We start from the raw sequence: 14,407 nt of genomic DNA, 5'->3' as shown, positions 1-14,407 counted from the left end.
TCCTTTGCACGAGCATCTCGTCACCCCACTGGTTGAGCAGCGCTTCATCGAGCTTGAACTGGGGATCGGCGGCGTGCTGCTCTTGGTAGATCGCGCCGATCTGTCCGTAGCCGCGCTGTGCCAATGCCTCCATCATCGCCGGGGGAGGGGTGTACACGGTCAGGAGAAAGGCGCGGTTAAGGGCGCGCCGGGCGATATCGGCCGAGCCCCTGTGCGAGTTGGACATCAGGACCACGCCGCGCCGCGTGTCCGGATCGAAGCCGATAAATGACCCGGCTGGCGCGCGTATCGAACAGGCCGAACACCATGCCGGACCCCTTTTTATCGTTATCGACGCGCGCCTTGATCATGCCGGGATCTCGGCGTCGTTGGCGGGAAGCGGCAGCGGGGATTGGGCGCTGGCGCTGCTGGCGAGCAGGACGAGGAAGCAGGAACGGGCAAGCACAGACAGGGTAATTTGGTGTAGGCGAGTCATCGTCGTCGGAGAGTGAAGGAAAACACCGGATGTGCGGTGCGCACCACGAGTTTAACAGCAGCGCCGGCCGGGGAAAAAGTCCGCCCTGATCCAGATCGCTGCCCGCGGCGCCATGGCGAACATGGTCTTGCTTGCGCGGCGCAGGGCAGCGTGTCCGATAACTGTGTTGTATAGACAATATTTTGGTGGCAGTATGTTGCTTTTTCTCCGCGGAGCACCCATGAAACAAGCCCTGCTTACCGTTTTCCTCGGCTGCGCCGCCGTGCAGTCGATTGCCGCGCCGGTGAGGTCGCAAACATTCACTCTGGAATCGGCCGCGCTGTCGGAAATCCGCCGCATCAATGTCTTCGTGCCAATCGGACACGGCGGCGAAGCAGGGGCGCCGCTGCCGGTGCTGTACATGCCGGATGGCGGCAATGCCGAAGACTTCCCGCACGTGGCCGAGACCGTGCAAACGCTGGTGGCGGCAGGGCGCATGATCCCGGTGCTGTTGGTCGGCATTGAAAACACGGAGCGGCGGCGCGACCTCACCGGGCCGACCACGGTGGCCAGCGACAAGCGCATCGCGCCCCGCGTGGGTGGCTCGGCGGCATTTCGTCAGTTCATCCGCACCGAGCTGATGCCGCATATCCGCTCGCACTACCGCACCACGGCCGACAGCGGCATCGTGGGCGAGTCGCTGGCCGGCCTGTTCATCGTCGAAACCTTGCTGGCCGAGCCGGCGCTGTTCGACCGTTACGTGGCGATCAGCCCGAGCGTCTGGTGGAACGATGAAGCGCTGGTGCGCGCCGCCGATGCGCGCATCAAGGCGCTGCCGGCGACGCCGAAAAGGATTTTCCTGACGTCGGCCGACGAGGAAAACATCGTGCCCGGCACGGCGCGCCTGGCGGCATCATTGCGCGCGCATGCCCCGGCCAAGGTCAGCTGGACCTATCGGCCGATGCCGACCGAGCGCCACGATACGATTTACCGCGCGAGCGCAGCGCTGGCCCTGGAATCGGTGTACGGCACGGGGACGGGCAAGGCGCCTGACGCCGGGCCGTAAGCAGGCAAGCCCGTGCCGGCGCGATGTGGCAATGGCATCGGCAGCGCTGCCTGCCACCTCTTGGGCCTTGAGCTTGCCGGGCCTGATCCGGGATGCGCGCCTTGCACCATGGCGCGCGCGGCGCGCACCGGCGCAGGGGCAGCGGCCCGTGCCGCTCTCCGTTATACAACGGATTCCCTTCTCTTGGTGCAACACGTTTGACATAGGCGCGCGCTCGCGCCTATCCTTGGCGCATGACCTGCGCATGTGCACGTCATGTTGTTCTGAGCCCCAGCATCACGGGTGCCGTTGCCGGCCCCAACTCCGCCGGCAGATGCAGCCGCATGTTTGACCTGACCCTCGTCTGACTCTTCGCTCAAGATGTACCTGGTGCGCTGCCCTGCGCGTCCAGTAACCTTACGGAAACCTCAAGATGCCTTCTATCGTCAACCAACGTGCCGCGCTTTCTCTCCTCAGCCTGCTCGCGTTCGCTTCCCAGGCATCAGTCCAAGCCGCCACGGAGGATGCCAAGCCGGCCGCCGCCGCGCCCGCGACCACCATGACCGCCAACGTCACCCTCGCATCCCAATACATTTCGCGCGGCTTCCGCCAGACCTGGGGCAAGCCGGCCTTGCAGGGCGGCTTCGATATCGGCCACCCCAGCGGTTTTTCGGCCGGGGTCTGGATGTCGACCGTCAGCAACCGTTTTATCGAAGACGCCACGCTTGAAGTCGACCTGTACGGTGGCTACACCGGCACCGCCGGTCCGATCGGTTACAGCGCGCTCCTGTACTACTACAAATATCCTGGTGCCGAGTACCACGCCACCAGGGTGTCGTACGACTACGGCGAACTGTCGCTGGGCATGACCTACAAGTTTTTCTACGCCAAGTACAACAGCACTTACACCAAGGACTTCTTCGGCATCACCCATGCGCGCGGTACGGGTTACCTGGACGTGGGCGCCAACGTCGACCTCGGTTCGGGCTATACCCTGAACCTGCACGTGGGCGATGGCCGGGTCCATGGCGCCGGCAACGATATCTGGAACTGGCGTGACGCCAAAGTGGGCGTGACCAAGGCCTTTGATGGCGGCTGGGCCGTGTCGGGCACCTACACCAAGGCGCACGGCGCGACCAATGCCTACGACGCCTACACGCTCGGCGTCCCCGATTCGTCCGGCAAGGTGGCGGTGTCCAATCCTGCCGTCGGCACTTTCGTGGTAGCGCTGACCAAGACATTTTGATGATGGACAATACCGAAGAGGATAAAAAAACCATGGCAGCATTCGGATCGGGCCTTTCGCTGAACAGCAAGATTTGTATCGCCGCCACCACCCTGGTGGTGCTGAGCCTTGGTGTCACGGCGGCGGTGATCGGCTTCAAGAGCAGCGCCAGCGCGGAAGCGGCGGCGATGGAACTGGCGCGCACCTCGTCGCGCGAAGTGGTCGGCGCACTGCAAAGCCGCCTGGCGACCAACCTGGCCGGAGTCATCAGCCTGGGCTCGGCAATGCGCTCGACCAAGGCCCTGGGCCAGCCGCTGCAGCGCGAGCAAATCTACGAACTGACCAAAAGCACCTTGCTCGGGACGGAAGACTTGATCGGCGCGGCGGTGACCTTCGAGCCGAATGCGCTCGATGGCAAGGATGCCGAGTTCGCCGGCAAGAAACCGCATTACGACGCCAGCGGCCGCTTCATGCCTTACTTCACGCGCAACACCAAGAACGAAGTGAGTATCGAACCGATCGTCTTTGGCACCGATCCCGGCGCCAATGACTGGTACGACATTCCCAAGCGCAGCGGCAAGGTATTTTTCACCGAGCCTTATGTGTATCCGATTAACGGCAAGGATGTGCTGATGGCGTCGCTGGTGGCGCCGATCATGATCGATGGCAAATTCATCGGCACGGCCAGCGCCGACTTCATGTTGCCGCGCCTGACCACGATCCTGGCCGAACTGAAGGTCATCGAGGGCGGCAAGCTGTCGCTGATCTCGAACGGCGGCGTGTACGCCAGCCATCCGCTGCCGGCGCGCCTGGGCAAACCGGCCGACGACTTGCCGCCGGCCGCGCTCGAACGCATCCGCCAGGGCAAGACCTACGAATTCGACGATGGCCGCGGCAATATCCGGCTGTTGCAGCCGCTCTCGATCCACCCAGACATTCCGCCGTGGAGCGTGGACCTGAGTTTTCCGAAGAAGGTCGCAACGGCGCCGGCGCGCGAATTGCTGCTTTACACACTGATCGTGGCGCTGGTGTGCGCGCTGGCCACGGGCGGCATCCTGGTGCTGGTGGTGTCGCGCCTGACCCGTCCGCTGCGCACCCTGGGCCGCACGATGACCAATCTGTCCTCGGGCGATGCCGACCTGCGGGTACGGCTGGATGTGCACGGCAAGGATGAACTGGCGGTGATCGGCGCCGGCTTCAATGCCTTCGTGGCCAAGATTCATACGGTGCTGGTGCAGGTGCACGAAAGCGCCGACAACGTGGCCCAGTCCAGTTCCGAGATCGCCCAGGGCAATAACGACTTGTCGGCCCGCACCGAGCAGCAGGCCAGCTCCTTGGAAGAGACGGCGGCGTCGATCGAAGAGTTGACCGCGACCGTCAGGGACAATGCCGAAAACGCCAAGCAGGCCAATCAGCTGGCGGCGTCGGCCTCGGACGTGGCCAGGAAGAGCGGGGCGGCGGTGTCGCAGGTGATCGCCACGATGACCTCGATTAACGAGTCGTCCAACAAGATCGTCGACATCATCAGCGTGATCGACGGGATTGCCTTCCAGACCAATATCCTGGCCTTGAACGCGGCGGTGGAAGCGGCGCGCGCGGGCGAACAGGGTCGCGGTTTCGCGGTCGTGGCCTCGGAAGTGCGCAACCTGGCCCAGCGCAGCGCGGCGGCAGCCAAGGAAATCAAGGCCCTGATCGACGATTCGGTGGGCAAGGTCGCCATCGGCACCCGCCAGGTCGACGAAGCCGGCAGCACGATGGAGCAGGTGGTGGCCAGCGTCGGCCGGGTCAACGCCATCATCGCGGAGATCACGGTGGCCACGGGCGAGCAGAGCCAGGGCATTTCCCAGGTCAATCAGGCGATTGCCGAAATGGATGGCGTGACCCAGCAAAATGCGGCGCTGGTCGAACAAGCGGCTGCGGCGGCCGAAAGCTTGCAGTTCCAGGCCACGCAACTGGCGCGGGCGGTGAATGTCTTCAAGCTCGACGACCGCCACAGCGGCGCCGCGCCGCACAAGGTGGCGCCGGTGGCGCGTTCGACACCGTCGTCTCACCTGGCGGTGACCAAACCGAAGCCGGCGCTGACAAAGTCGGCGACAACCGAGGAGTGGGACGAGTTCTGACGCAAGTGCGCGCGTGCGCGTGGCAACGCGCGCACCGCGACCGATTTCCCAATGCAACAACGCGCGCGCCTCTCTGGCTTGCCCAAGCCGGCAACGCGCGCAGCGCGACCGATTTCCCAGCGCGACAACGCGCGCACCTCTATGGCTTGCCCAACGCGCACACCGGTCCCAACACGGGCGGCTGCCCGGCGCGTGCGTCGATCCTTAACGCAAAAGCGATGCCTTGCGCAGTTCGCGTCGCAACTCCTGCGCCACCTGCCCACGCAATTCTTCCCCCACGAATCCGCCGATCTCGACCCGTACGCCGCGCGATTCGAGCGCGATCAGGCTGCGCTGGCGGTCCGGCATGACAATGCGGGTCCAGCACGCCTCCAGCCGGATGTGCCGTACCTGGCCCGCCTCGACCCGTTCCACCAGCATGCTGTCGTCGGTGAGCGCGATCCGCTCGCGGTCGCCTTCATGGCGCGCGTAGCACAGCAGCGCCGTCGCCAGCACACCGATGTCGAGCAGCGCGAAGACCGGCACAAACCACGCGCCATGCAGGGCGAATCCCAGTCCGATCACCAGCAGGAACAGGCAAAGTAATCCATACGCCATGCCCACCTGGCGCGGCGACATCGAACAGTTCTTCTTCAACAGCCATTCGCGTTGCATCGCATTACTTGACCCGCGGCGGCGTGTCGAAGGTGTGGAAGGGGGCGGGACTCGGCACCGTCCATTCCAGCCCTTCGGCGCCGTCCCACGGCTTGGCCGCGGCCATTTTGCCGCCGCGTACGGTGGGCAGCACGACGGCAAACAGCCAGTACACCTGCGTCAGGCCGAACAGAAAAGCGCCGATCGAGGTGAGCATGTGGAAGTCCGTGAACTGCCGTGGATAATCGGCATAGCGGCGCGGCATGCCGGCCAGTCCCAGGAAGTGCATGGGGAAGAAGGTCACGTTCACCCAGATGAGCGAGTTCCAGAAGTGAAACTTGCCGCGCCACTCGTTGCACCTCGGTGTTGACTGGTTGATGCGTCAGCGACATGGCGGCGGCTGGCGGAACAAGGTGCATATCGCTTCCATCCAAAGCGCTGATCGGCAGATCGAGTTGATCTGCGAGCGCGCGGATGCGATCGGTACGCTCATCCGCCTTGCCGCGTTTGAACGTCCGATAGCGGTGCAGCGGAACCGGCCCGCATACCGGGCGCTACGGCCAGAATTTCTCGCCGTCGAACTCGACATACATTTCGTCGTCGAATAAGCCCCTCAGCAAGACGACAGTCTCGCCGGCCATGTCCGGCTCCCACTTGGTAGGCAGTGCCGGCGATGGCGATGCGCGCGTCGATGCCGACCCTGCGGCTTTCGGGTTCGCGCGCGAACCGGCAGTACTGCTCCCACGCGCACATGTCGCGCACGCCCTTGGCCGGCAAGTTGGCCAGCAATCGGCCAGACCGGAGTGTTTCTCCGAACGATGGCTCTGGTCGTTGTAACGCAGCAGGTAGCGCACCAACCACTCGTTGGCCTGGCGCTCCGTTTTCGGTTTGTGGAAGTGGTAAAGCGTTTCGTGCGCTTGCTTCACCGTCCTGAACGGGCGCTCGACCTTGCCTTTCGAACGAGCCGTCGTGCGCGTTCCATCCTTGCCGGCCGGAATGTGCGTGAGCCACTCGATATCGAGGGCCAGCATGACGTTTTGAAACACCCGGCTCTTGGCCACCGGGCCGTTGTCCAGATAGATCATCGTTGGCCGCCCCTGGAATGGGAACGCCGGGTCGGCCTTGACGCTCATGGCGTTGAACAGGAAACGCAGTGCGGACTCGCCTTCTCGGCCCGAACAACGTCGTAGCCGGCGGCGCGCAGCGCCTGCTCCTGCAGGGCGGAGTCCTGGTCGCTGCTGGAAACGCGGGCATATCCGTAGAGCGCCATGGTCGGGTTCGTCTCGGTACGCTTTAGAACTGCTCAAATTACCATGCCGATAACGGAAAAACAACCCTATTGAGACGAAATGTTCGTCTCGCCAAAATGGCCCGTTCGGGTGTACTGATACGATACAATCTGCTGACAATTTGCATGGCCACAACCGCGCACGGGCAAATGAAAACCTACACCATTCGGAAAATTCTTTTCCTGATTGTCCTATCTCTGGTTGTTCCGGCATGCTTGATCGCGATCGGATTTTCGCTCAAGGCATATTACGACGGCCGCGACAGCGTCACGTCGTCCACCTTGACGACGGCGCGTGCCATGATGCTGGTGGTTGACGGTGAACTTGGCGCTCTTCGAAGTACTGCACAGACACTCACACACTCCCGTTTTCTCACGGACGGTGACCTGGCAGGGTTTCACCGGCAGGCACAGGAAGTGTTGCCCAACACGTCAGGTTTTACCTTTGTTCTGTCGGATCGCAGTGGTCAGCAGTTGCTCAATACTCTGAAACCATACGGCAGCGTCCTTCCCCGCCATGGCAACGACGCGCAGTTGGCGCGTGTATTTGCGAGTGGCAAACCTGCCATTTCTGATCTCTTTTGGGGCGGCGTTACCAGAAAGGAAGTTCTTAGCGTCAGTACACCGGTTATCAGGGATGGAAAAGTTCTGTACGCCCTTGATATTGGCATATGGCCAGCTATTTTTTCAAGAATACTGGTGGCACAAAATATTCCAAACGACTGGGTCGTCGCGATCTTCGATAGCAGAGGGACAATTGTTGCGCGCAACAAGGCGGCTGACAAATTCATAGGCAAGAAGGGCGCGCCAGAGCTGCTGCGGAACATGGCGATCAAGCCCGAAGGAATAATTGAAGTGACGACGCTCGATGGCATCCGTGTGTTTTCGATGTACAGCCGCTCTGCTGCAACCGGATGGTCGGTTGCGATCGGCGTGCCGACGGCATCCATTACCGCCGGCTTATGGCGCTCGCTGTGGCTAACGTCCGGCGGAGTGCTTGTACTGCTGTTTACCGGCATCCTGGTTGCACGATACGCCGGGGCGCGCATTACCGACGCCATTCGTGCGTTAGGGCCGCAGGCAGCCGCACTTGGTCGGGGTGAGATTTTACCGACGCCGGCTCTTGCGCTCAAGGAAGCAGCTGATCTCGGCATAGAGTTGAGAAACGCGACGGACATTCTTCGACAAACTCAATACAACCGCGGGCTGGCCGAGCACGCCCTGCGCGAGAGCGAGCAACGTAATGCCGCCATTTTCGCGACGACGCCCCTCGCGATCGCACTAACGAAATGGCCGGAAGACACCACGGTGAGTGTAAACGACGCTTTTGCAAGATTGTTTGGATATTCGAAGGAAGAGGTTGTCGGGAAGACCAGCCTAAATCTGCGTATAGTGGACATCGATGCAAGAGCGCGGATCGCAGCGGCACTGCAGCAGCACGGTTCGGTTCGAAATTTCGAATGCGCGTACCACGCGAAGTCGGGCGCCGTGATTGACCTCTCGATCAACGTTGATAATGTGGCAATCGATGGAGTGACGTTTAGTCTCACAACGATCCAGGACGTTTCCGAAGTTCGTGCGGCGCAGGCCGAGCGCGGAAGGCTGGCGGCAATCGTCGACAGTGCGAATGATGGAATCATTGGCAAAACGCTCGATGGTGTTGTCTACAGTTGGAACCATGCTGCCGAATTGATGTTTGGATATACGGCCGCTGAGGCGATCGGCCAAACCGTGTTGAGCCTAATCGTTCCCTCCGAAGCCGCTGCAGAAGAAGCGGATATTCTCGCCAAGATTGCGGCTGGAGCCAACATTTCGCACTTCACCACCGTCCGGCGTCGTAAGAACGGCGAGCTGATTCATGTGTCGATTGCGGTGTCACCGATCAGGAATGCCCAAGGTGCTATTGTCGGCGCCGCGAAAACCATCCGGGACATGAGCGTTGAGGCAGAAATCAAGAAAAAGCTACTCGAAAGCGAGCGGAGACTTAGTGTGGCGCTCGATGAACGCACCTTGGAACGTGACACGCTCGAACAGCGAGTAATTGATCGCACGCGTGAACTGGCGAGCACTCTTGATTTTAACAAGGCAATTCTCCTTCATTCGCCCTTGCCGATGGGCGTCTATGCCGCTAGCGGCCAGTGTGCCTTAGTCAATGACGCTTACGCCAGTCTCGTTGGCGCCACGCGCGAAGCATTATTGGCGCAGAACTATAACGATATCGTTGCTTGGCAAGAATCCGGGCTGCTCGAAGACTGCCGAACCGCTATCGAACAAGAACGACTCCATCGACGTGAGGTTCACGTTTTAAGCTCATTCGGCAAGGAACTTTGGGTTGAGTGCAATCTCGTACCAACCTTTCTCAACGACGAGAAACATTTGCTCATCCAGTTTTTTGACCTGAGCGAGCGAAAACGGGCCGAGGAGCAATTGCGAATCGTCGCCACTGCATTCGACGCGCAGGAGGCCATGATGATTACCGATGCCAAGACTGTGATCTTGCGCGTTAACCGTGCATTTTCCGAAAGCACTGGCTATTCTTCCGCAGACGTGGTCGGTCTGACGCCGCACGTGCTCAACTCAGACCGTCATGACACGAGCTTTTTTGCAGCAATATGGGAGTGCATTGATCGTGATGGCTCATGGCATGGCGAAATATGGGACCAACGGAAGAATGGTGAAATCTTTCCCAACTGGCTGACGATTACCGCAGTGAAAAACGACGATGGGGTCGTTACCAACTATGTCAGCACGCAGACCGATATCACCACGCGCAAGAAGGCCGAAGAAGAAATCAGGCTGCTGGCGTTCTTCGATACCCTTACAAACTTGCCAAACCGACGGCTGCTGATGGACCGATTACGGCAGGCATTAGCGACCAGCTCACGCAGCGGACGCTTAGGTGCGCTGATGTTCATCGACCTCGACAATTTCAAGACGCTCAACGATACCCTTGGTCACGATCAGGGTGATTCGTTATTGCGGCAGGTCGCCGAACGACTGCCGTTGTGCGTCCGTGGGGGGGACACCGTGGCGCGCCTGGGTGGCGACGAATTTGTGGTGATGCTTGAAGAACTGAGTGAAGATAGTGAACAGGCGGCGACGCAAGCCGGAACAGTAGGAAACCAAATATTGGAAGCGCTCAACCAACCTTACATTCTTGACGGTCAGGAATACCGCAGCACACCCAGCATTGGTATCACTTTGTTTTCAAAACGTCAGAACGATATTGAGGAGCTTTTCAAGCGTGCAGACCTGGCGATGTACCAGGCCAAAGCGGCGGGTCGCAATGCGCTGCGTTTTTTCGAGCCGCACATGCAGGCTGCAGTCACCGCGCATGTGGAGATGGAAGCCGAATTGCGCAAGGCATTGTATAAGGAAGAATTCATCCTGCACTACCAAGCCCAGGTCAATCGAGAAGGCCAAGTGACCGGCGCGGAAGCACTGGTTCGCTGGAACCATCCGTTACACGGCTTAGTGCCTCCGGGCGAGTTCATTCCGCGGGCCGAGGAATCAGGATTGATCTTGCCATTGGGTAGTTGGGTGTTGGAAACCGCGTGCATCCAACTGGCAAGATGGGCCTGTCAGCCAGACACGGCGGCTCTCACAATGGCAGTCAATGTCAGTAGTCGCCAATTTCGCCGACCGGACTTCGTCCAACAGTTGCTCGATGTGCTAGCGCGGACTGGTGCTGATCCGCATAGACTTAAGCTCGAGATCACCGAGAGTCTCTTGCTCGATGATACGGAAGACATCATCAATAAAATGAAGGCCTTGCAAGAACACGGTGTGGGATTTTCTCTCGACGATTTTGGTACCGGCTATTCGTCTCTGGCTTACCTAAAACTATTACCACTGGATCAATTGAAGATCGACCGGTCTTTTGTTCGCGATGTATTGAATGATTCTAATGACGCTGCGATTGCCCGCACGATTTTGGCGCTTGGGCACACGCTTGGCCTTGCTGTGATTGCTGAGGGCGTTGAAACAGACGCCCAGCGGACATTCTTGGCCGAGAACGGTTGCAACGCCTATCAGGGTTTCTTGTTCAGCCGCCCGGTGCCGATGAAAGAGTTCGAGATATTGCTTGAACAGATTAAAATTCAGCCATCTGTTGACTCGGCAAGTGTACTCCAATGTCACTTTCCTCCAGCGCCCCTGTGGGATTGACTGCCATCATGTGCAGTAAATGCGAGCACGCGACAATCAAATGCGAGCCGGTGTCGATGAACGCAAGCTCATTTGCAGTTAATGTGAACACGAATCGCTTGTCATCTGCAGTTAATCCGAGCCAAAATTGGCGTCGAATGCGGGCACGACAGGTTTGAAACGTGAGCCGTTACAGGTAGGCGGTGATCAGCCAGGTCCAGCAGAACAGCGGCATTTTCATCAGGCCCATCCCGGGCGCGCGCATGTTGAGGATGGTGGTGATGATGTTGATGGCGCCCATGATCGATGAGGCGCCCATCAGGTGGATGGCGAAGATGGTCAGGTCCATCCCGGCGCCCATCTGCACCGACAGCGGCGGATACATGGTCCAGCCGGCCGCCGCCGCGCCGCCGCCGGTAAAGAAGGCGCCCAGCACCAGCAGGGCGGCCGGCGCCAGCAGCCAGAACGAGAAATTGTTCATGCGCGCGAACGCCATGTCGGACGCGCCTATCATCAGCGGAATCATCCAGTTGGCGAAGCCCACGAAGGCCGGCATGATGGCGCCGAACACCATCACCAGTCCGTGCACGGTGACGAATTGGTTGTACAGCTCGGGATTGAAGAATTGCAGGCCGGGCTGGAACAGTCCGAGCCGGATCAGCAGGGCCAGCACGCCGCCGGCCATGAACATGCTGAGCGAAAACCACAGATACAAGGTGCCGATATCCTTGTGCTTGGTCGCATACAGCCAGCGCCGCCAGCCGCGCGGCTGCGCATGCTGCTCGTCGCCGGCCAGCTCGCCGTGGCCGGGAAGGATCGTCACGCTCATCAGGCTCTCCATGCATCGCTGTCATGGATGACTATAGCGGGCCGGCCCCGGTGCACGATTGACGGGCTCGCGCTCATTGGCGCCGCTCAAGCGCAGGCGTTTTGACGGGAACTCTTTGCCGCTTTTGGCGGCCTGATCTCAGGCGCCCGGTCCCAGCCGCGCCGTGGCGCCCTCGACCACAGTGGCGGAAAACACGCGCCGCCCAGGGTAGTCCGTGCTCGTGCGGATCAGGCCGGTCAGCATCGCGCTGGCGGCCAGGGTCATGGTCTGCACCGGCTGGCGCAGGGTGGTCAGGTTGTAGCTGAGCCAGGCCGCCGGCGCCATGCCGTCGAAGCCGGTGACCGACAGCTGGCCCGGCACGTCCAGTCCCAGGTCGTGGCGCGCCGTGTCCAGGCAGCCGATGGCCATGATGTCGTTGCCGCACATAACCGCGTCCGGCACCCGGCCAAGGCCGGCGATGATCTCGCGCAGGCCGCGCCCGCCGCTGGCATAGTCATAGTCGCCGCTGACGATCAGGGGCGCGGCCAGTCCCAGTTCGGCCAGGCGGCCAGCCACGCCGCGCTTGCGGTCCTGGGCGATGGCAGAGTCGTGCGGACCGTCGATCATGGCGAAGCACTTGTGGCCGGCCGCCGCCAGGCGCGACACCAGCAGGCGCGCCCCCTCCACCTGGTCGCACATGACCGCGTTCACCTTGCGCTCGCCCAGGGTGCGGTTGAACAGCACGAAGGGAATGCGGCGCCGCTCGAATTCGGCGGCCTGCGCGGCGCTCAGGGTGGCCGCCAGCACGGCGCCGTCGACCTGGTGCTGCCAGACGTCGGCCAGGGTGGCGCCGATATCGCCTTCGCGCGCCAGCGAAAACAGCAGCACGCGCATGCCCTGCTGGCCGAATTGCCGGCTCAGCTCGGACAAGATCTGGGGGTAGTGCAGGGTGACGATGTCCGACAGCACTACCGCGATCAGGTTGGAGCGGCGCGTGATCAGGCTGCGCGCGGCAGCGTTCGGCGTGTAGTCGAGCTCGGCGGCGGCTTGCATCACGCGCGCGAAGGTCGCTTTCGATACGCTCGCGCCCGGCTTGAAGCAGCGCGACACGGCCGACTGCGACACCCCGGCCGCGCTGGCCACGTCGTACGAGGTGACGCGGCGCGCTTCGCTGTGGATCAGCTCCTTGAGGTCGTCAATGCTGGGATGCAGCGGCGCGGGGGTCGGGGTCATTAATTTCTTCTGGATAACAATCCGTGCTGGATTGCCCAGTGTAGACCATAAATTTTCCACATGGAAATAATTCTTACTGAAAAGAGATTTGCTCAGAGTAGAATGCATGCTTTTCAGTTGCGCCATAACGACAATGCACGGGAGTGCCCGTTTCAGGCGCACTCTGGTACAATACCGCCCCTTAATCTAAAGGGTACCATGGCGAATGCTTGCGGCGTCGATTTCGGAACGTCAAACTCAACAGTAGGCTGGGTCCGCCCCGGTCAATCGGCTCTGCTCGCCCTCGAGGATGGCAAGGCGACCTTGCCCTCGGTGGTGTTTTTCAACGCCGAGGACGAGGAGGTCAGCTATGGCCGCGCGGCCCTGGCGGGCTATCTCGCCGGCTACGAGGGGCGCCTCATGCGCTCGCTCAAGAGCTTGCTCGGCACCAGCTTGATCGATGGCCAGACCGAGGTCGGCGGGCGCGCATTGCCGTTCCGCATGCTGCTGGCGCACTTCATCGGCGAGGTCAAGCGCCGCGCCGAGCGCGAGGCCGGGCGCAGCTTCAACTCGGCCGTGTTCGGCCGTCCCGTGTTCTTCATCGATGACAGCACGGCCGCCGACCGCCTGGCCGAGGATACCCTGGCCGAGGTGGCGCGCTCGGTCGGCTTCGAGCACGTCGCTTTCCAGTACGAGCCGATCGCGGCCGCGTTCGACTACGAGTCGCAGATCCGGCGCGAGGAACTGGTGCTGATTGCCGACATCGGCGGTGGTACGTCCGACTTTTCGCTGGTGCGCCTGTCGCCCGAACGGGCCTTGAAGGCCGAGCGGCGCGACGATATCCTGGCCACCGGCGGCGTGCACATCGGCGGCACCGATTTCGATAAATACCTGAGCCTGGCGTCGGTGATGCCCCTCCTCGGTTACCAGACCCTGCTCAATAACAATAGCGCGATTCCATCGAGCTATTTCTTCAACCTGGCGACCTGGCACACCATCAACCTGGCTTATACCAAGAAAGCCGCGGCGCAGCTGGCCGACGTGGCGCGCGACGCCCGCGAACCGGACAAGCTGGGGCGTTTGCAGCGCCTGATCGAGGAGCGCTCCGGCCATTGGCTGGCGATGCAGGTGGAAGAGGGCAAGATCGCCCTGTCCGACGCCGCCAGCGCCACCCTGGCGCTGGACCGCCTGTCGCCCCCGGTCGACCTGCTGCTCCAGCGCAGCGAGTTCGACGATGCCATCCATCACCTGGTCGGCAGTATCGACCAGACGGTGCTGAAGCTGTTGCTTGATGCCGGCGTGGCGCCGGATGCGGTCGACACCGTGTTCTTCACCGGCGGATCGAGCGGCGTGCGCATGTTGCGCGAGCGTATAGGCGCGCTGGTGCCGAAGGCGCGCAAGGTCGAAGGCGACCTGTTCGGCAGCATCGGCGCCGGCCTCGCGCTCGACGCCGTGCGCAAGTTCGGTTAAGGCGCG

At 61.5% G+C, this 14,407-nt stretch carries 9 protein-coding genes and 2 pseudogenes; 6 read left to right on the top strand and 5 right to left on the bottom strand.

What is annotated here, in order from left to right; genetic code table 11:
• The first annotated feature begins 4 nt into the window (after positions 1–4).
• The 4 genes from IV454_RS25050 (at position 5) to IV454_RS25035 (ending at position 4,844) form a co-directional block, all read left to right on the top strand.
• Positions 5–271 (top strand): hypothetical protein, encoded by a 267-nt coding sequence (locus IV454_RS25050; protein ID WP_206088338.1) that lies wholly within the window; start codon positions 5–7, stop codon positions 269–271.
• Between the two features lie 424 nt (positions 272–695).
• Positions 696–1,520 carry an alpha/beta hydrolase gene (locus tag IV454_RS25045; protein ID WP_206088337.1) on the top strand — a complete coding sequence of 275 codons (825 nt, stop codon included), beginning with the start codon at positions 696–698 and terminating at the stop codon, positions 1,518–1,520.
• Between the two features lie 412 nt (positions 1,521–1,932).
• Positions 1,933–2,745 (top strand): TorF family putative porin, encoded by an 813-nt coding sequence (locus IV454_RS25040; protein ID WP_206088336.1) that lies wholly within the window; start codon positions 1,933–1,935, stop codon positions 2,743–2,745.
• Positions 2,745–4,844 carry a methyl-accepting chemotaxis protein gene (locus IV454_RS25035; protein ID WP_206088335.1) on the top strand — a complete coding sequence of 700 codons (2,100 nt, stop codon included), beginning with the start codon at positions 2,745–2,747 and terminating at the stop codon, positions 4,842–4,844. Before IV454_RS25040 ends, IV454_RS25035 begins: the two co-directional genes overlap by 1 nt.
• Before the next feature lie 204 nt (positions 4,845–5,048).
• On the opposite strand, the gene IV454_RS25030 is transcribed toward IV454_RS25035, so the two are convergent.
• The 3 genes and pseudogenes from IV454_RS25030 to IV454_RS25020 form a co-directional block, all read right to left on the bottom strand.
• A complete protein-coding gene (locus IV454_RS25030) occupies positions 5,049–5,498 on the bottom strand; it encodes a DUF2244 domain-containing protein (protein ID WP_206088334.1) in 450 nt (149 codons plus the stop codon).
• Between the two features lie 4 nt (positions 5,499–5,502).
• Positions 5,503–5,832: pseudogene (locus tag IV454_RS25025) on the bottom strand (cbb3-type cytochrome c oxidase subunit I); the annotation flags it as partial.
• 199 nt (positions 5,833–6,031) lie between these two features.
• Positions 6,032–6,610, bottom strand: coding sequence for a transposase family protein (locus IV454_RS25020; RefSeq protein WP_206088333.1), 579 nt, complete (start codon positions 6,608–6,610; stop codon positions 6,032–6,034).
• 305 nt (positions 6,611–6,915) lie between these two features.
• Here IV454_RS25020 and IV454_RS33470 point away from each other — a divergent pair, with 305 nt between their 5' ends.
• A complete protein-coding gene (locus IV454_RS33470; protein WP_206088332.1) occupies positions 6,916–10,932 on the top strand; it encodes an EAL domain-containing protein in 4,017 nt (1,338 codons plus the stop codon).
• Between the two features lie 172 nt (positions 10,933–11,104).
• On the opposite strand, the pseudogene IV454_RS25010 reads toward IV454_RS33470, so the two are convergent.
• Positions 11,105–11,740, bottom strand: a pseudogene (locus tag IV454_RS25010) (cbb3-type cytochrome c oxidase subunit I); the annotation flags it as partial.
• 138 nt (positions 11,741–11,878) lie between these two features.
• Positions 11,879–12,952, bottom strand: a complete 1,074-nt coding sequence (locus IV454_RS25005; protein WP_206088331.1) for a LacI family DNA-binding transcriptional regulator — start codon at positions 12,950–12,952, stop codon at positions 11,879–11,881.
• A gap of 198 nt (positions 12,953–13,150) precedes the next feature.
• Between IV454_RS25005 and IV454_RS25000 the strand changes: the two genes are divergently transcribed.
• On the top strand, positions 13,151–14,401 hold the full coding sequence (locus IV454_RS25000) for an Hsp70 family protein (protein ID WP_054262632.1): 1,251 nt from the start codon (positions 13,151–13,153) through the stop codon (positions 14,399–14,401).
• Positions 14,402–14,407: the final 6 nt, after the last annotated feature.

This window comes from Massilia antarctica, from assembly GCF_015689335.1.
GTDB lineage: Bacteria > Pseudomonadota > Gammaproteobacteria > Burkholderiales > Burkholderiaceae_D > Telluria_A > Telluria_A antarctica.
Note: the sequence above shows the minus strand (reverse complement) of the source record. Positions and strands in the feature narration are given on the sequence as shown.